This is a genomic window from Collinsella sp. An2, assembly GCF_002160065.1.
In the GTDB taxonomy this organism is placed as follows: Bacteria; Actinomycetota; Coriobacteriia; order Coriobacteriales; family Coriobacteriaceae; genus Limicola.
On the sequence record NZ_NFJW01000009.1, the window covers coordinates 15,829 to 34,493 of the forward strand.

Sequence of the window (18,665 nt, forward strand, 5' to 3'; positions counted from 1 at the left end):
TTGCATGATATACCCGTTCATGACGCTCAATGACGGCACGGAGATCGTTCACTCTGACATGGGCGACGACGGTCGCGTGAAGGTGTATATCGAGCGACCTGACGCCAGGGATTGCTTCCACCATGTCACCTGCTACCTGCCGGACGGGACGTGGACAGACAACCTGGGCTTCTCAGATTCGGAGCTTGCGTATCTGAGAGAAGTCGTTGAGTCGACCGCAAACCTCATCCTTGAGTTCGCCACCGGATGGGGGAACCATCGTGTCGAAAATCAGGGACCTGATGCCTTCAGAATACGACCAGCTTGACGACTTTCTCTACGAGGCAGTCTTCACCGCACCCGGCGAGCTGCGCCCTCCGCGCGACAAAATCACTCTCTTCGGCTGAAAATGGGGCAGGTTCCGGATTGTATCATTCGGGCTTTTGCAAGCGGCGGGCCTCGCTTGCTTGGCATACAATGGGCGAGCTTTCAAGCCCCCGTGTACGCCGCTGCCGAAAGGAACACCATGCGCATCGATTTCAACGAGATCAATGAAGTGACCGTACCCGGCATGAATGGCGGTACGGGCGAGATGTCGGCGCGTATGCATATGAGCGAGCGCGGCAAAATCATTCCGTGCCGCATCCATCCGGCTAGCTCGATCGGTGCGCATCGCCACGAGACAAGCGACGACATCAACTACGTGCTCTCGGGCACGGGCGTGGCAACCTGCGACGGCGTAGAGGAGCCGCTCTCGGCGGGCGTGTGCCATGTGTGCCCCAAGGGCTCCGAGCATGCCATCGTCAACACGGGCGACGACGATCTCTGCCTGCTCACCGTCGTGGTGGAGCGGTAGCGCATCGCGCTTGCTCAGGTCTGCAACGCTATCGACTGATGAAGGACGCGCAATGGACGCGAACCGTAAAAAGGAGCTTAAGCAGCAGTGGAAGCTGCGCCACCCCCAGATGGGCGTGATCGCCATCCAGTGTGAGGAAACGGGGGAGCTCTTCGTGGGAGTTTCTAAGGACATTCCTGCGGAGTTCAATCGGCATCGATTCCAGCTGGCGGCCGGCCTGCATCCTAACAAGCGTATGCAAGAGCTGTGGCGCCAACGTGGCAAAGAGTGCTTAACATTTGGTATTGCACGCGAGCTGGACTACGAGGACCCGCTCAAAGACCATGCAGACGAGCTTCAGGAGCTGCTCGACGAGGTTATGGCCGAGCACCCAGAAGCGCAGCCTATCGTGCAATAGGCGTATTCGCTGAAGAATAATGCATATCGGGCAGGCGGCCGCGACCCGAGCCGCGGACGCTTGTCCGTATTACGGCTGAGTGCTACTGCTGGGTCATACTGCGCTTGAGGAGTCCCCGGAAGAAGGGACGGGCCTGTCACGGCGAGGTTAGTGCCGCTGCGACAACGTGGTTCTTTCGGCATGAATCTGCAGTGGCCCCATTCTCCAGGCACATTCACAGTCCCATCTCGCTCGTGCGCATGCCATTCATGGAAGGGGTTTGCCCGAGGGCAAATTGTGCGGGGTCCGTGAAGATGGTCGCCGCGCGCAAGATGCCCGGACCCTTGCCCGCTTTTGAGGTTCACAATGTGGGCGCCCGGGCACATGCAGTGCTTTCGGGTTCTCGATTCATGTTCTGACGGCTGGGAAGCCGCGATGTCGAGGAGGTGCTCATGGACGGTTTCAGTAATGGCCCGCGATCAGCCGGCGACCATGCAGTGGTGCGGCTGCCCATGGGCCTTCCGATGAGCGCCTAGGGCGTTTCCGCGTTCAACAACCGCATCATTGCCTGGTCATACATCGGGGCGCGCTGCGCCTCTGCAACCACACAACCTGATATTCCAGGAGGTGTCCTATGACCATGGCACTCATGACGCGTGCGCGCCGCGTGCTCGCGCGCCGCGTTGACGCATTCAAGTTTGTTTCTCGTTCTACGGATACGGCGCATGCGCGTACCCGAGCCGTCGAGCGCCGACAGCTCGACGAGCTTGCCACCTGCTCGGTGGAAGAGGCGTTCGCGCGCCTGCAGAGCGGTCCGCAGGGGCTGTCCGCCGATCAGGTCGAGCGCGCCCGTGCCCGTTATGGCGATAACGCCGTGGACCGAGCGAGCTCGCGTTCGGTCGCGCAGCTGCTCGCGGCGGCTTTCGTCAACCCGTTTACCGCGATTCTCGCGGTGCTGGCCGCGGTATCGTTCTACACCGATGTCTGCCTCGCGAGCCCGGGCGATCGCAGCTTCGCCACGGTGGCGATCGTCGTGGCGATGATCGTCGTGTCGGGCGCGCTGCATCTGGTGCAGGACGTCCGCAGCGGCAGGACGATGGCTGCCCTCGAGCACCTGACGGAGGATGCCTGCACCGTGGTGCGCGATGGCGCCACGCGCGAGGTGCCGCTCGATGACGTGGTGGCGGGAGACGTCGTGTGCCTCGCGGCGGGCGACCTCGTCCCGGCGGACGTTCGGATCGTGGCGGCGCGCGACCTCTTCGTTGCGCAGGCGGCGCTGACCGGCGAGTCCGAGCCGCAGGAGAAGGTTGCCGACGTCGCGTCCGCTCCCTCTGAGGCCGCCAGCGGAGCCGGCGGCCTTGCCTATCCTACCCTCGCCTTCATGGGTACGAGCGTCGTGTCCGGCACCGGGCATGGGGTCGTGATCCGGACGGGCGCGCGGACGATGTTCGGCAGCATGGCGTCGGCGGTCGCGCACGCGGGCGGCCCCACGGCCTTCGATCGCGGCGTGGCCTCCGTTTCGCGCGTGCTCGTGGCGCTCATGCTGGCTATGGTGCCGGTGGTCGTCGCCGTCAACGGCTTCGCGCGCGGCAACTGGATCGAGGCGCTGCTGTTCGCCGTGTCGGTCGCCGTGGGCCTGACGCCCGAGATGCTGCCGATGATCATGACGACGTGCCTCGCCAAGGGCGCGCAGACGATGGCGGAGCACAAGGTGGTGGTCAAGCGCCTTGATGCCATCCAGGACCTGGGCGCGATGGACGTGCTCTGCAGCGACAAGACGGGCACGCTCACCCGCGATGCCGTGGCGCTCGAGCGAGCGCTCGACGTGTCGGGCCGCGATAACACGCGCGTTCTGCGTCATGCCTACCTGGTGAGCAGGTACCAGACGGGCTTGCGCAGCGTGCTCGACCGCGCGGTGGTGGAGCACGTTGCCGCGCTCGCGCAGCGCGACGACAGCTTCATGGCGGATGCGGACCGCTTCCAGAAGGTGGACGAGCTGCCGTTCGACTTCGCGCGGCGGCGCATGAGCGTGGTCGTGCGCGATACCGCCGGCAAGACGCAACTCATCACCAAGGGTGCGGTGGAGGAGATGCTCGGCGTCTGCTCGTTTGCCGAGATGGACGGCGCCGTGGTCCCGCTGGACGGTGCGGCGCTCGTCCGCGCGCGCCGCACCGCGGACGATCTGGGGGGCGCGGGCCTGCGCGTGATCGCCGTCGCCCAGAAGGCCGACCCGCGTCCGGCGGGCGAGCTCACCGTCGCAGACGAGTGCGATATGGTGCTACTGGGTTACCTGGCCTTTCTGGATCAGCCCAAGGAGTCGGCGGCGCAGGCGGTGCGCGAGCTCGCCCGGCGCGGCGTGGCCGTGAAGGTGCTCACCGGCGACAACGAGCGCGTGGCCGCGGCGGTCTGCGGCAGGGTGGGCATCGATGCGTCCGCCGTGCTCACAGCCGACGATATCGATCGACTTTCCGATGCGAAGCTCGCCGAGGCGGCGAATAGCTGTCAGGTCTTCGCCCGTCTCACACCCGAGCACAAGATGCGCGTCATCGGGGCGCTGCGCGCCTCCGACCACGTGGTGGGGTTCATGGGCGACGGGGTCAACGATGCGGGCGCTCTGCGCGCGGCCGATGTCGGCGTCTCGGTCGACACGGCGGCCGATGTGGCGCGCGAGGCAGCGGACGTCACCCTGCTCGAGAAGGATCTCCGCGTGCTCGCGGCGGGCATCGACGAGGGGCGTCGCACCTATATCAACATGATGAAATACATCAAGATGACGCTCGCTTCCAATTTCGGCAACGTCATCTCGGTGCTCGTGGCGAGCTTGGTGCTACCGTTTTTACCCATGAGCGCGCTGCAGATCGTGCTGCTCGGTCTCATCTACGATCTTTCCTGCGCGGCGCTTCCGTGGGATGCGGTCGATTCCGAGCTGGTGTGTGAGCCGCGTCGTTGGGAGGCGGGATCGCTCGTGCGCTACATGGTTACGCTGGGTCCGTTGAGCTCGCTGTTCGACGTGCTTACCTTCGCGTTCCTGTTCTTTGTGGCGTGTCCGCTCGCGGCGGGCTGCCCGCTGTTCGCTCCAGGGGCGTATGCCGCCCTGGACGGGGCGGGCCAGGCGCTCTTTGTGGCGGTGTTCCAGGCTGGATGGTTCGTCGAGTCCATGTGGAGCCAGAGCCTTGTGGTGCATCTGCTCCGCACCGAGCGGGTTCCGTTCATCCAGAGTCGAGCGAGCGCACCGGTGTGTGTGCTCACGGCGGCGGGCATCGCGGTGGCGACGCTGCTCCCGTTCTTGCCCGTCGCGGGCGCGCTCGACATGGCACCGCTCCCGCCGGCGTTCTTTGCGTTCCTCGCGGCGGCGGTCGCAGGGTATCTGGTCTTGGGAATCATCGCGACCCGTGTCTACCGCCGCAGGTTCGGATCGCTGTTGTGACGGTTTGTGCACCAGCCGTGCTGCAGGGGCAGAAGTCCGGGGAGGCGCCTTTGGGCAAACGGTTCGGGGAGATCCGGGACGAACGGTCTGGGGTTGTCCGTCGTTGCGGCTCCGTCGTACCGTTTCTCCCCGATGCATTTTCTGGCGAGCACGCTGCTCTCCGTCTATCGCTTGACTTCAAAGTTTACAGTGTTAACATTTTTGCCAGCCGGCTAAGTTAACACTGTAAACATCTATAGGAAGCCAGGTGAACTATGGCAGATGGACGAAGCGACGCCCCGGAGATTGTGCTGCGCGGCGTCGAGAAATCCTTTGGAGCGCACCGGGTGCTGTGTGGCGTGGACCTCACGGTGTGGCCGGGGCAGGTGTTGGGTCTTCTGGGGCGCAACGGCGCCGGCAAATCGACGCTCATCTCCATCATGTGCGGGCTCGAGCGCGCGGACGCGGGGACGGTCAGTATCTGTGGGTGCGACCCGGCACGCCGGCGCGTCGGCGACCTCGTGGGTCTGGCGCCGCAGGATATCGGCGTCTACCCGCAGCTTTCGATGGCGCAAAACCTCGTCTGCCTCGGTGCGGTCGAGGGGCTCTCTCGCCGGGAGGCCCGCAACCGCGCGAGTGAGGTGATGGGTCTTCTGGGTCTCACGTCTCAGGCGCGTCAACGCGCCCGCGACCTCTCCGGCGGTCAGCGACGCCGGCTTCATACGGGTATCGCGCTCATGCATCGGCCGCGGGTGATCTTTCTCGATGAGCCCACGGTAGGGACGGATGTAGAGGCGCGCCGTGGCGTGCTCGATGCCGTGCGTGTGGTGGCAGCAACTGGGGCGGCGGTGGTCTACACCACACACTACCTGGGCGAGCTTGAAGAGCTGGGCGCCGACATCGCCGTGCTCAACGGCGGGCGCGTCGTGGCGGCGGGTAAGCTCAACGAAGTAGTCGACGCCCATGCCCGCCCGACGGTGCGCGTACGCTTTGCCGGCGGGGCCGATCCCGGTGTCCCCGGCTGGACGTCTGCCGCCGATGGCTACTTCGAGCCCGCGGTGCCGCCCACAGATCCTGGGTCTGCCGTGGCGGCGTTGCTCTCCCAAACCGCTTCGCGCGGTCTTGTCCTCGATGACGTGCGCGTAGTCCACGCCAACCTGGAAAGCGCATACCTCGCCATCGTGGGGGAGGAGGTGACGCCTCATGCAGCCTAGGCGCTATCTCGCGGTTGTGCGGCTCGGGGCGCTCCTGCGGCTGCGCGACGCCGGCCTCGTCGTCCTCATGACGCTTGCCCCGCTCGTGCTCATGCCGTTCATGATTCCAGCGTGCAAAACCATGCTTGCCTCGGAGGGTTATGCTGCGGCCGCGGGCGCCGAACAGGCAGTTCCCGGTATGGCGACGCTTTTCTCGTTTCTCTCGGTGCAGGTGATCGTGCAGTCGTTCTTCCGCGAGCACGCGTGGGGTACGTGGCCGCGCCTACGCGCGTCGGCTGCGACGGCAGCCGACGTGGTGCTCGGCAAGGTGACGGTGGCCTACGTGGTCCAGGCGCTGCAGCTCCTCGCGGTGCTTGCACTGGGAAGCGCGCTCTTCAACTATCGGCCCGCGGGCGATCCGGCGGCGATTATCGTCGTCGCGCTGCTCTTCGCCGCGGTGTTGGCTGCCTTTGGCGTGGCGCTCTCGCTTTGGGCGCGCACGGAGGGCACCGCACTTTCACTGGCGAACCTTATCGGTATGCTCGCGGCGGGCCTTGGCGGCACGCTCTGTACGGTGGCGAGCTTTCCGGAATGGGCGCAGCCGCTTGCAAAGCTGTCGCCTGCGTACTGGGCACTTGACGCTGTGCGCGCGGTGAGTCTTGACGGCGCGGGCTTCGGCGATATCGCGCCGCAGCTCGCGGCGCTCGGCGTGTTCCTTGCCGTGCTGACAGCGCTCGCGATGGTACGATGCTTCTTGGGAATCGACGGTGTGAAAACCGAGTAGCGGATAGCAGTCGGGCAGGCGCACATTCTTGGCAGGGCGGCAGGGGCCGTCGGGGGAGATGTCGGGGACGGCGACCTGCCTTATGGCTGCATTGGACGGAGGGACGGGCGTGGCGACTACAGCGACCACACAACGGCGCGGACTCACGCGTGAAGCGATTTTGGCCGAGGCGCTTACGCTTGTGGACGCCGAGGGTCTCGACGCGCTCTCCCTCCGTGTGCTGGGAAAGCGGCTCGGCGTCTCGCAGACCGCCATCTACCGACACGTTCCCGATAAGGCGGCGCTTCTCGATGGCCTTGCCGAGCAAATCTGGTCGGAAGCGCTTTCCTCGTTTGATGAGCGGGTTGCGCAGGAAGCTCCGGCCGATTGGCGTGCCGCCTCCTGTGCGTATGCCCGCGCCCTTCTGTCCGTGCTCCGCGCGCACCCCAATGTGGTGGTCCTCATGCTCACGCATCCCATTTCTACGCCAGGACAGTTTGCACTGGTCGCGCGCTCGCTTGCCCGTCTGGCGAATGCGGGCGTGGTGCTGCCGGGCAACGCGCTCGACCTGCTGTGTGCTCTGACGGTCTACACCACGGGCTTTGCGGCGGCAGAGGTGGCGCCTCCTGCGGGCGGCGCGGCCGACGAGCCGGGCGCGGGCCTCGCCGAAGCGCTAGCCGACGCAACGAACGACGAGCGCACACAGCTTGAGCGCCTGCTTGCCCCCATGCATGAAGACGGCTGGAACCTTGCGGGCCAGTTCGAGACCGGCCTCAGCGCGCTCATCGCTGGATGGAACGCATGACATAGGGCGAGGCGTGTTGCATGCACCATGCCCGGCCCTCTCGAGAGCGCGGCCTCGCGGCTGTCGTTGCCAGCTATAGAGCCATGAGGTTTCGATCCATTATACATACCAAAAGTATGTATAATGGGCTCGAACGACCGTGGATGTGCTGGAGGCAGCGATGGCGCGGAACAAATACCCGGAAGAGACGGTTCGTCGCATTCTAGACGTTGCTGAAGAGCTCTTCATGACCAAGGGCTACGACCATACGACGATGTCAGACATCGTGGAGGGGCTCGGCGGGCTCACGAAGGGCGCCGTCTACCATCACTTTAAAAGCAAAGAGGACATTTTTGAGGCTGTATTCGAGCGGGCGAATAAGCCGGTGCTTGAACGATCGGACGCCATCTTGGCCGATTGCAGCCTTTCTGGGCTTGAAAAGTTGCGAGCCTTGGACCGCGCGTCATCCGAGGGTCCGGCGGCCGATATGTGGCATGCGATGCAGCCCTCATCGGACCCCATCCAAAATGCGCGCATTCTCGCGCGCGAGTATGCCGACGTGTTGGAGACGGCACATTGTTATGTGGAGCCCATCATTCGCGAGGGGGTGGAGGACGGAACCATTTCGGCCAAACACCCGCGTGAGGCCGCCGAGGCTCTACTGCTGCTGGCTAACTTGTGGATGGTGCCGCTCTTTAACCCGATACCAGCCGATGACCCTGCTGCGTATCAGCGCCGCGCAGAGACCTTCTTGACCATTACCCATGCATTGGGAATAGATTTGGTGGATTGGGAGTCTCTTGATCCCGCACGCATGGGGCACGTTGCGTCGGAGCAGGCGTGGACAGATTGGCAATGGCTTGCGAAGGAATCTGGAGCAGGCGCGCGTGCAACGCAGGACGAGTCGGTGCCTATTGCTGGTTGCACGGAAGAAAAGCAACCACAAGATGGTGGAGGCAACCGGGCGTAGCCCGTATGGTCAAGAAAGAGGAGAGCCGCCTCGTGCGGCTTTCTTTCAAAGGCATTTACATACCTACCGAATGTATGAAAGAAGGAAAGGAGGATCAGATACCAGGCAGACAAGAACCGCGCCCCGAGCGCCCTCATTCGTACCGCCCGTTCTGAAAGGAATTTCCATGTCTACAGCTAGCACGCCACATAACGACGCGCCGCACGACCACGCGTCCGGCCTCCTGGTTACCCCGAGCTTCCGCGCCATCGTCGTAGCGCAAGTGTTCTCGCTTCTCGGTATCGAGATCTTACAGTTCGTCTTGCCCCTCTACCTGCTCAACCTCACCGGCTCGGGTGCGCTCTACGGCGGGGTGGTGGCCGCTGGGTTCATTCCCTACATTGGCCTTTCGCCTGTTGGCGGCGTCATCGCGGACCGAACACGCAAGCGTGGCGTCATGGCGGCGCTCGATGCACTGCTTGCTTTCATGATGCTCGGCTACATGGCCGCATCGGGCACGCAGCATCTTGTTGCCCTTACCATCTTCGTGCTCATGGTCGCATTTGCCGCGCAGGCCATCTATCATCCGTGCGTGCAATCGGCGGTGCCGCTCGTAGTGCCGCAGGAGCGCATTCCGCAGGCTACGGCCATCGCTAACCAGGTGAGCATGATCACGGGCATCGGCGGGCCGGTGATTGGCGGCATGATCTTTGGTTTCTTTGGTCTGGCGCCCATCATGCTCGTCGCGGCGGCATCGTTTGGCGTGTCGTGCGCGCTCGTGCTCGGCTTTGTGCGCATCCCGTACGAGCCGCCGGCGCGCACCGCCGGCATGGTCGAGACCGCTGTATCCGACCTGCGTGATGCCTTGGGCTTCCTTCGTGGCCGCCCCGTGCTGTGGCAGATCATCATTGCGGCGATGTTCGTCAATCTGTTTGGATCGTCGTTCATCAACATCGGCACGCCGTACATCATTACCGAGTCGCTCGGTCTTTCCAATCAGCTGATGGGCGTGGCGCAGGGCGTGCTTGCGGTCGGCGGGCTTTTGGGAGGCGCGGTCGTGATGCTTCGCCCTGAGCGCATGACCGTGCGCACATCCCCCTGGCTCATCGGGCTTGCCACGGTGGGCATTGGGGTTGTTGCGGCCGTGCTGCTGGTGGTGGGTGAGCCGCTTGTCGCTTTTGCCGGCATGCTGGTGAGCTATCTGTGGGTGATGGTGTGCTGCATGGCGGCATCGATTCTTATGACATCGTTTTTGCAGATGGAGGCGCCAGCCGAGCTGACGGGTAAGGTGATGAGCCTGGCGATGATGTTTGGCAACCTGGCCACGCCGCTGGGGCAAATCGCGTACGGTGCGGCGTTTGACCTTGCTGCCCCGTGGGTGGTCGCAGCGGTGGCCGCCGTGGCCGTCGGCTTGGTGGGTGTCTATCTGGGCCGAGGCTACGCGCGAGAGCAATAACTCCGTTGTCTGGCAGGGTACAGCGTCATATGTGCGGCGATGTGGTGAAGATGCGGGAACAACATGGTATGATGCCATGGCCCGTAGCAGGAACGAGGCATCGCCGCCCCCTGCGACAGCGTCCGGCGTGGTAGCTGGAGAGGCGCGTTCTCAGGCGCGTGGATCTATCCGCGACTGCCTGGGGGAGGGCAACGTATGCAACAAGATATCAAGACATCATCGGCCGCGCACGGGGAGGCATCCCAGCCAGCCCGGGCTGCGCAAGAGCTTGGCCAGGCGGTTGGCCGTACCGGCGCCTCTAGCGCTCCCAACAAGTGGATCGTGCTTTTCACCGTGGTGCTCATGACGTTCATGTCCACGCTCGACAGCAGCATCGTGAACGTTGCGCTTCCCGCCATGCAGCGCGAGCTTGCTGTGGGGGCCAGCGACATCCAATGGGTGTCGAGCGTCTACTTGCTCGTGTGCTGCGTCACCGTGCTCGTGTTCGGCCGTCTGGGCGACCTCTTCGGCAAGGTCAAGCTGTTCCAGGGAGGCGTCGCCCTCTTTACGATCGGCTCTGCGCTCTGCGGGCTTTCGACCTCGCTTCCCATGCTCATCGCCGCCCGCGTGGTGCAGGGTCTGGGAGCGGCAAGTGCCACCGCGAACAACATGGGCATCGTGACCGAGGTATTTCCCACAAGCCAACGCGGGCGAGCGCTCGGCATCGTGTCGACGTTCGTGTCGCTGGGCATGATGTGCGGCCCCACCATCGGCGGCGTGCTCGTGTCCGTTTTTCCATGGGAGTCGATCTTCCTCATCAACGTTCCCGTGGGCATCGTCGCCCTGCTGGTGGGACTCAAAACGCTCCCGCGTGACCTGCCGCGCGGGGAGTCCTCCGGATTCGATGTGCCGGGCGCCCTGCTGCTGGCGCCTTCGATCTTCCTGATCTTCTTCTCGCTGACGAACCTCGCCGGGGGCGTGACGGCGCCGCTTATGGTCGCCCTGGTCGCAGGCATCGCGTTGTTCGTTGGGTTTGTTGTGGTCGAGCGCCGCGTGGCGTCGCCGCTTGTACGTCTGGACGTGTTTCGCAACGCCGAGTTCTCGCTCAACCTCGCCGCGATGTTTCTGTGCTTTGTCGCCGTGGGAGGCACCGAGCTCATTCTCCCGTTTTATCTGCAGGATGCCTGCGGTCTGCCCTCCAACATCGCGGGACTGGCACTGACGGCGATTCCGCTTGCCATGGCGGTTGCCGGCCCGTTTGGCGGTGCCCTGTCCGACCGAATCGGCAGCTTCTGGCCGTGCCTGGTGGGTCTTGCGATCTACGCCGCGGGCATCGCGCTCGTTGGCGGCTTGACCGAGCTGTCGCCGATCGTCCAGATCGTGGGCCTCATGGCGTTCATGGCGGTGGGCACCGGATTGTTCCAGTCGCCGAACAACTCGCTCATCATGGGCTCGGTTGACCTTGCGCATCTGGGATTTGCGGGGAGCTTGGTGTCGCTCGTGCGCTACATGGGCATGTCTGCAGGTGTGACCGGCGGCACCGAGCTGCTCTACGGTCGCATGAGCGCACTCGCGGGAATGCCGGTGTCGGGATACATCGAGGGCAGACCTGACCTGTTCCTTGCTGGGTTCAGCTTTACCTTTATGGTGTTCGCCGCGCTCACCGTGCTTGGAGCCGTCTTTTTGATTGCCGGCGCCGCCGCGAAAAAGCGCTCGCGCTAGCGCGGCCCCGGTGCCGGCTCGGCCCTTTTACGGTCGCGGTGGGGGATGCGGACGATTTCTTGGACAGGTCTAGGCGGCCCGCCCGAGCCGCTTCCTGCGGTCCCTTTTGCGGCCGCGTTGCCTGCTTTGTCCTCCACCGGCGATCCACGACACTCGCTTGCTATCTTCCGGCTCAGCCCTGCCGCATCCTCCAGGCGGTGGGGCTGAGTCCCATTTCCTGTTTGAACGCGACGTCGAAGCTCGAAGGCCGCGGGTAGCCCACCTCGCGGGCAATCTCTGCCACGGTTAGGTCGCCGATCTCGAGCAAGGCGCTGGCGTGTTGCATGCGGGTTTTGCGGATGTAGGCGCCAAGCCCCATGCCGGTCTCTTGATGAAAGGCCGCACAGAGGCGCGTCCTGCTGGTAAGCAGATCGCGCGCAAGTGCGTCGACGGTGATCTCTCGCGAAAGGTTGCGGTCCACGAGGCGCTTGGCGCGGCGCACGAGCCGCGCCTGCTCAAACGTACCGGAGGCCCTTTCGGCGCGGTCTTGAGCCTCGTGCCAGGCGACGGCGAGCGTGACGGCATGCTGAACGCAGTGCGCGAGGTTGCGGCAGCCAACGAAGCGATTGCCAAACAGCGGCGTTATCAGACGAATCGCCTGATCGATGGGTGCGGCGCCGGCATCCTCGCAGACTACGCCCGGCTCTTCCATGATTCGGTAGGCGCACGCGCGCTCGCCCTGTTCCAAATGGTCGATCCAGCCGGGCAACAGCATGATGGACGTGGCGTTTTGGGCCGTGCCCGCCCGCATCCATCCGCAGGTCTCGACCGCCTCAAGTCCAAATGCGACCACATTGCCATACCGACGCGTCTCGCGCGGCTGTACGACGGGGCAGAGCGGAAGGCAGTCGGCGGCAAGGCTGCTCAGGCAGAGTCCGCGGAATCCCTGCTCGTAAAAACGAACATGTCGCTTGACATGGACGCGGTGGGACGTGATGGCAAAGCACCCATCTTGAAGGTAGACGAACACCTCTGCATCGACGAGCTCGTTGGATGCGGCGCCTACCAGGACGTTGCCTCTGCGGCGCAGCTTGACGCCCAACTGTTCGACCTGCGGCTCGTAGGCGGCTGCAAGCGGTTCTGTCGATCGAAGGACGGCGGGCGCGCGGTGACATGCCGCGTCGCGGACACATCCAGCGCTCTGGACTTCTCGCATCATTGCGTTCCCGCCTTTCGAATTCGTCCCGACCTCTGTCGCAAGAGTTAGCTCTAACTTACTTGAATGATACGGTAAGGGACGCAGGAAACACAAGGAGGAAAGGACTGATATGGCTTCTGCATCACGTGCCGCTGCGGCCGAAGAGCCGCGGGCGGCCTCCATGTCGGCACCCGGGGGAGAAGGCCCCGGGGAGCGCGAACGACATGGCTCGATCGGCCAGCTCTTGGCATTTGCGGGACCGCGGCGGGCGCTCACATACCTGGGTTGCGCTCTCTCGGCCGTCTCTATGATCATCTCGTTTGGACCGTATGTCTGCGTGTGGTTCGTGGCCCGCGACCTCATTGCTGTGGCGCCCCGCTGGACAGAGGCGACGGGCATCGCGGTCTACGGTTGGTGGGCGCTTGCATTTGCGGCGGCAAGCATCGCCGTGTACTTTTTGGCACTTATGTGCACGCATCTGGCGGCGTTTCGCTGCGCTTCCAACATGCGTAAGCAGGCGACAGAGCACCTGATGCACACCTCGCTTGGATATTTCGACACGCATGCGTCGGGCGCGCTGCGGCGCGTCGTGGACGGCTGCGCTTCCGAGACCGAAGGGCTCCTGGCGCACAAGCTGCCCGACACAGCGGGTTCCATCGCCATGATCGTCGGCATGCTTGTGCTGTTCTTCGTGTTTGACTGGCGGCTCGGCCTTGCCTGCCTTGTCCCCGTGGCGCTTTCGCTGGTGTGCATGTTCTACATGATGGGCGGCCGCGGCATGGACTTCATGCGGCGTTATATGGGTTCGCTCGTGACCATGAACAAGACCGGCACCGAGTATGTGCGCGGTATCCCCGTCGTAAAGGTCTTCCAGCAAACGGTCTACTCGTTCAAGGCCTTTCACGATGCCATCGATGAGTTCACCCGCCTCGCGCAGGATTATGCGGTTACATGGTGCCAGAATCCCCAGTCGTTCTCGCTGACGGTGATCAACGGCGTCGCGATGTTCTTGGTGCCCGTCGCGGTGCTGCTTGCCCCGGGCGAGACGGACCCGGTGCATTTCTTGGCAAACGTCGCGTTCTACGCCATATTCTCGGCTGTGATCCCCACCGCCATGACGCGGGTGATGTTTATGTCCGACGCGGTCCAGACGGCGACCGATGCGCTCCAGCGTGTCAGCGAGGTGCTTGACGCCCCCGAGATCAAGGCGCCTGCCGCGCCGCAGGTACCGCAGGGCAACGATATCGTGTTCGACGATGTGTCGTTTTGCTACGAGGGGGCAGATAGCCCCGCGTTAAGCCATGTGTCCTTTACGGTTCCCGCGGGGTCGACGGTGGCCTTGGTGGGGCCAAGCGGCGGCGGCAAGTCGACCGCGGCGTCGTTGGTGCCGCGCTTTTGGGATGCGGACGAGGGACAGGTTCGCGTGGGAGGCGTCGACGTGCGCTCTGTGGACCCGCAGGTCCTTATGGGTCGTGTGGCGTTTGTGTTCCAGGCGAACCGTCTGTTTTCCCAGAGCATCTTGGAGAATGTGCGCGCGGCTCGTCCCGACGCGCGGCGCGACGAGGTCATGGCGGCGCTTGCTGCCGCCCAGTGCGACGACATCCTGGCGAAGCTGCCGGATGGCATCGACGCGCAGGTGGGAACCGGTGGCGTCTACCTCTCGGGCGGTGAGGTCCAGCGCCTCATGCTCGCGCGCGCTATCTTGAGGGACGCGCCCATCGTGGTGCTCGATGAGGCGACCGCCTTTGCCGACCCGGAAAACGAGGTCCTGATCCAGCGAGCGCTTGGCCGGCTTTCCCAGGGACGCACGACGCTTATGATCGCGCACCGGCTCTCCACCGTGCGCAATGCGGACAAGATCGTCGTGCTCGACCACGGACAGGTCGCAGAGCAGGGCGCCCATGAGGAGCTTGTGGCGGCGGGCGGCCTCTATGCCCGCATGTGGGCGGACTATGAGCAGGCTGTTAGCTGGCGCATCAGGGCAAATTCTTCGGAGGAGACCTGCAGCCTGATGCCGGAGGAAGGGGGCGATCGCTGATGTCTATCAAAGAGAGCTATGCCCTCACCGACGAGGGCGTGCGAAACGTCAAGCTTGGAGCGGTCTGGACAACCATCACGAACCTGGTGGTCTTTGCGGGTGTGGGTCTTATCTACCTGGTGATGAGCTCGCTTGCCACCGCGATGCTCGGCGAGGGCGTTGCGTCCGGCCCCGCTGCTGCCTGGGGCATCGACCTTCTTGCCGTGCCCGCGCCCTGGCTGGTCATCCTCATGCTCGTCTACGGCGTGGTGCTCTTCGTGTGTGAGCGGTTCCAGTACTACTACCAGTACGGCGTCATCTACAAGGAAAGCGGCCGGCAGCGCATCGGTCTTGCCGAGCGCCTGCGGAAGCTCCCGCTTTCGTTCTTCGGCCGGCGCGACCTGGCCGATCTTACCGAGACTTTGATGACCGACGTCAAGACGACCGAGCATGCCTACAGCCATGTGCTCCCCGAGCTGTACGGCGCCTATGCGACCATGATCATCGCGTTCGTGGGCTTGCTGTTCTTTGACGCGCGCCTGGCGGTGGCATCCATGTGGTCGGGGCCGGTGGCGCTGCTTCTGCTGTTTGGGGTGCGCGGCCGCCTGCAGCCGCTCATGCGCAAAACGCGCATGGCCGGCCTCCAGACCTCGGAGTTCATTCAAGAGGCGCTCGAATGCGTGCGCGAGGTGCGCGCGACCAACCAGGTCGACCGTTATCTGAAGCATATCGACGAGAGCGTCGACGCGGCCGAGCGCTGCGCGGTGCGCGCGGAGCTCATCACGGGCATATGCGTCAACGGAGCTCAGATCGTGCTGCGCCTGGGGTTCGCGACGACCTTGCTCGCCGGTGCGCTGTTTGTTGCCGACGGCAGCTGCGACTTCCTCACGCTGTTCTGTTTCCTAGTTGTGGTGTCGCGCATCTACGCACCCTTTGACCAGGCGCTTATGCTCATTGCCGAGCTGTTCTCCGCGCGCACGGCGGCGGCTCGCATGAAGAGCTTCTACGAGGAGCCCCTGGCGGAGGGAGGCCGGTCCTACGAGCCGGCAGGCCACGACGTGAGGTTCGAGCATGTGAGCTTCGCATACGACCGCGGCGCCGAGCAGGTGCTCACGGACGTCTCCTTTACCGCGCGCGAGGGCGAGGTGACGGCGCTGGTCGGTCCCAGCGGCTCAGGCAAATCCACGTGCTCCAAGCTTGCCTGCCGCTTCTGGGATGCCGATGCGGGTACCGTCTGCGTGGGCGGCGTCGATGTGTCGACGGTCGACCCCGAGCTGCTGCTGCGCGATTTTGCGGTGGTGTTCCAGGACGTCCTGCTGTTCGATGACACCGTGGTGGGCAACATTCGCTTGGGTCGGCGCGACGCGACCGACGAGGAGGTGCTCGCGGCGGCGCGGGCGGCGAACTGCGACGAGTTCGTGCTGCGCATGCCGGAGGGCTACCAGACCATGATCGGCGAGAACGGGTCCAAGCTGTCAGGAGGGGAGCGGCAACGCATTTCCATCGCCCGCGCGCTCCTCAAGAACGCTCCGATCGTGTTGCTTGACGAGGCGACGGCGAGCCTTGACGTCGAGAACGAGACGCAGGTCCAGGAGGCGCTGTCGAGGCTGCTTGCGGGCAAGACCGTCATGGTGATCGCCCACCGTATGCGCACCGTGGAAGGGGCCGACAAGGTGGTCGTCCTCGACGGCGGGCGCGTGGTCGAGCAGGGATCGCCCTCCGAGCTCATGGCAGCAGACGGGCTCTTTGCCCGCATGGTGCGCCTGCAGCGCGAAAGCGAAGGCTGGACTCTGTAGACCCCGCATGTGATACATCCCCAGGGCAAACGGCCATGGTGACCGGGTGTCCTGGGGATGTTGCCGTAGCTGTTTGATTGAGATGCCCGGGCGCCGCGGACGCACTACATGCCGGGAAAGCCCGTCTGCCGCAGCGCCTCGTACAGCACGATTGCCGCCGCGTTTGACAGGTTGAGTGCGCTGATGCGGTAGTCCTCGGGGTCGATGAAGTTCCCGCAGATGTCTTGGCGGTGCAGCGCCTCATGGCTGGGATGGGTGTCCGCTCCGCTCGCGGCGGCCCAGTCGTGGGCGTTTGCCAGCGAGGTCTCGTCGGGCAGCATGGGGATGCGCTCGCAGCATGTGGGGTGTGCGGCCAGCAGCTCCTCGGGGATGCCGGAGCTCTCCTTGCCCAGGATCAGATAGTCTCCGTCGCGGTAGGTGGCCTCGGAATAGATGCGAGCGGCCTTTTTGGTCAGCAGGTGCAGGCGTGCCTCTGAACCCGGTGTCGTAAGGCCGCAGCGCTGCATGAAGTCGTCCCAGCTGTCGTAGACGGTCACGTCGAGGTTGTGCCAATAGCCGAGTCCCGCACGGTGCAGGGCTCGGTCGTCCAGCGAAAAGCCGAGCGGGCGGATGAGGTGCAGGCGCGTTCCCGTCACCACGCAGGTGCGGCCGATGTTTCCCGTGTTGGCGGGAATCTCGGGTTCGAAGAGTACGAGGTTGAACATACATGCTCCTTGGCTCGCCATTGGGGACGGGTACATATGACAGATTTTGCCAATGGGGACGGGTACGGTTGGCAACAATTTGCCAGCTGTGGCCATTGAGCCATTGGGTGTGCCATTGGGGACGGGTACAGATGGCAACACTGTTGGCAACATCTGGCCGCGGTCGGTCCCCGTTGGCTGGGCAGCCGGCGCGTGAGGCGGCGTCCTTTCTGGCGTGCGGTTCATTCTACGCCGAGGGACACGCTCGTTCGCAGGAGAATGCGGCGCTCGCAAGCGAGGAGCCCGCACGCCCGGTTTCCTAACACAATCTTTACGCGCTATATACCGGCAAGCATCATTTTTCCAGTAGGTTGGACCTATATCGAGCGGCGCGCGACCCGTCATGCGCCGGAAAGGTGAGGACGGACGGGATTCGGGAGGACGAGCGATGGCACGGCCGCGCTTCGAGGCACATGGGATATCGCCGGGCACCCTGTATCGGATGCAGGACCATACGCAGAGCGATCGCAAGACGCTCGCCGTAGTCTTCTGCATCGCCGCGGCGGTCATCCTGTGCGGCGTGATGCTCGCCCGCGTGCTGCCAGCGTCTGCGGGAGGGGTCGTTGCGGCCGGTACCCTTGTGGCTGCGTTCACGGCGGCGGCAGCGGCGGCCCGCGCCCTCCTGCGTCCGCGCCGGCGCGCCTGTGCCAGCGTGCTGCCCCAGGTCATGAGCGAGCTGTATCCCGACTTCTCCTTCGACGCCTCGGCCGGCCCGGACCAGATTCGAGAGCGCCTGCCGCAGCGAGTGCTCAACCTGGTCGATGGCGTCGCGGCATATGAGGGAACGCTCTGTCGACGCACGCCCCAAGGAGACATTCGCATCTATGCGGTCGAGGCGCGCAGCGGCTCGGACGCCACCGGCGCTTTGCGGCAGCATCTGGTCTACGAGCTGCGCGCCCCGCTTTCGCTGGCTTCGACGCGCGGCGGCTTCGTCGAGGTGTCCGACCGTCGTCCGTCCTGCGACGGGAGCCTGCGCGATCGGCTCGCTGCCGCGGCTCAAGGCCTGGCAAGCGATATCGCGACCCTGTTGCCTGGCGAGGCATCGGGCTTCGGCAAGGCTCCGGGCAGCTGGCTGCATTTTCGCTCCGACACGCCCGATCGAGCGCACGCCGTGCTCACTGCTTCGGTCATACAGGCGCTTGAGCGCTATTTCGAGACATGCCGGCTTCATGCGCCCGCCTTGCGGCCCGGCATCGTGGTGTTTGCCGAGAACATGCTCTATGTGGTGGTGCCCGACGCCACGCTTGCCCTGGAAGGAGCGTCCTGGCGCCCGCCGACCGAGGCTTCGATCAACGGAAACGCGGCCATGGTCTGCCGCAGGCTCGAGGCGATCGCTGCACTTGCGGCACATATAGACTGCGGGCCGGCCCGCGACGCGAAAGGCGTCGCCAGACCGACCCGTCTTGTTCCTATGTCGCCGCGCGACCCGTCGCCGGCTCGGCGCTAAGTTCACGGCTCGGCGCTAAGTT

15 protein-coding genes are annotated in these 18,665 nt (G+C 64.4%); 13 read left to right on the top strand and 2 right to left on the bottom strand.

The annotated features are described in order from the left end of the window. Positions 1-4: 4 nt before the first annotated feature. From B5F33_RS06855 to B5F33_RS06900, 10 genes are all read left to right on the top strand, one after another. Entirely contained in the window at positions 5-307 is a 303-nt protein-coding gene (locus B5F33_RS06855; RefSeq protein WP_204214441.1) for a hypothetical protein, read from the top strand. Positions 308-505: 198 nt separating this feature from the next. Continuing rightward, a complete protein-coding gene (locus B5F33_RS06860) occupies positions 506-835 on the top strand; it encodes a cupin domain-containing protein (RefSeq protein WP_087411070.1) in 330 nt (109 codons plus the stop codon). 52 nt (positions 836-887) lie between these two features. Continuing rightward, positions 888-1,232 carry a GIY-YIG nuclease family protein gene (locus B5F33_RS06865; protein ID WP_087411071.1) on the top strand — a complete coding sequence of 115 codons (345 nt, stop codon included), beginning with the start codon at positions 888-890 and terminating at the stop codon, positions 1,230-1,232. 619 nt (positions 1,233-1,851) lie between these two features. Next, a complete protein-coding gene (gene mgtA, locus B5F33_RS06870; RefSeq protein ID WP_158095330.1) occupies positions 1,852-4,638 on the top strand; it encodes a magnesium-translocating P-type ATPase in 2,787 nt (928 codons plus the stop codon). Between the two features lie 254 nt (positions 4,639-4,892). Next, on the top strand, positions 4,893-5,831 hold the full coding sequence (locus tag B5F33_RS06875) for an ABC transporter ATP-binding protein (RefSeq protein ID WP_087411073.1): 939 nt from the start codon (positions 4,893-4,895) through the stop codon (positions 5,829-5,831). Further along, complete coding sequence (locus B5F33_RS06880; RefSeq protein WP_087411074.1) at positions 5,821-6,594, top strand: ABC transporter permease; 774 nt, start codon at positions 5,821-5,823, stop codon at positions 6,592-6,594. Before B5F33_RS06875 ends, B5F33_RS06880 begins: the two co-directional genes overlap by 11 nt. Before the next feature lie 109 nt (positions 6,595-6,703). Further along, positions 6,704-7,378: a TetR/AcrR family transcriptional regulator gene (locus tag B5F33_RS06885; RefSeq protein ID WP_204214449.1), complete on the top strand. Its 675-nt coding sequence runs from the start codon at positions 6,704-6,706 to the stop codon at positions 7,376-7,378. Between the two features lie 139 nt (positions 7,379-7,517). Then, positions 7,518-8,327 (top strand): TetR/AcrR family transcriptional regulator, encoded by an 810-nt coding sequence (locus B5F33_RS06890; protein ID WP_143757959.1) that lies wholly within the window; start codon positions 7,518-7,520, stop codon positions 8,325-8,327. A gap of 166 nt (positions 8,328-8,493) precedes the next feature. After that, positions 8,494-9,762 (top strand): MFS transporter, encoded by a 1,269-nt coding sequence (locus B5F33_RS06895; protein ID WP_158095331.1) that lies wholly within the window; start codon positions 8,494-8,496, stop codon positions 9,760-9,762. A gap of 195 nt (positions 9,763-9,957) precedes the next feature. Continuing rightward, positions 9,958-11,463: an MFS transporter gene (locus B5F33_RS06900; RefSeq protein WP_087411078.1), complete on the top strand. Its 1,506-nt coding sequence runs from the start codon at positions 9,958-9,960 to the stop codon at positions 11,461-11,463. Between the two features lie 172 nt (positions 11,464-11,635). On the opposite strand, the gene B5F33_RS06905 is transcribed toward B5F33_RS06900, so the two are convergent. Beyond that, on the bottom strand, positions 11,636-12,661 hold the full coding sequence (locus tag B5F33_RS06905) for an AraC family transcriptional regulator (protein ID WP_158095332.1): 1,026 nt from the start codon (positions 12,659-12,661) through the stop codon (positions 11,636-11,638). A 160-nt stretch (positions 12,662-12,821) separates the two neighbouring features. On the opposite strand from B5F33_RS06905, the gene B5F33_RS06910 reads away from it, so the two are divergent. Together B5F33_RS06910 and B5F33_RS06915 are read left to right on the top strand one after the other, a co-directional pair. Continuing rightward, positions 12,822-14,678: an ABC transporter ATP-binding protein gene (locus B5F33_RS06910; RefSeq protein ID WP_204214457.1), complete on the top strand. Its 1,857-nt coding sequence runs from the start codon at positions 12,822-12,824 to the stop codon at positions 14,676-14,678. Beyond that, positions 14,678-16,453, top strand: a complete 1,776-nt coding sequence (locus B5F33_RS06915; RefSeq protein WP_087411080.1) for an ABC transporter ATP-binding protein — start codon at positions 14,678-14,680, stop codon at positions 16,451-16,453. The genes B5F33_RS06910 and B5F33_RS06915 overlap by 1 nt, the downstream gene beginning before the upstream one ends. Positions 16,454-16,557: 104 nt before the next feature. Here B5F33_RS06915 and B5F33_RS06920 read toward each other — a convergent pair whose 3' ends face one another. Then, positions 16,558-17,157, bottom strand: coding sequence for a tRNA (cytidine(34)-2'-O)-methyltransferase (locus B5F33_RS06920; protein WP_087411081.1), 600 nt, complete (start codon positions 17,155-17,157; stop codon positions 16,558-16,560). Between the two features lie 427 nt (positions 17,158-17,584). Between B5F33_RS06920 and B5F33_RS06925 the strand changes: the two genes are divergently transcribed. Continuing rightward, complete coding sequence (locus tag B5F33_RS06925) at positions 17,585-18,643, top strand: hypothetical protein (protein WP_087411082.1); 1,059 nt, start codon at positions 17,585-17,587, stop codon at positions 18,641-18,643. The last annotated feature ends 22 nt before the right edge of the window (positions 18,644-18,665 follow it).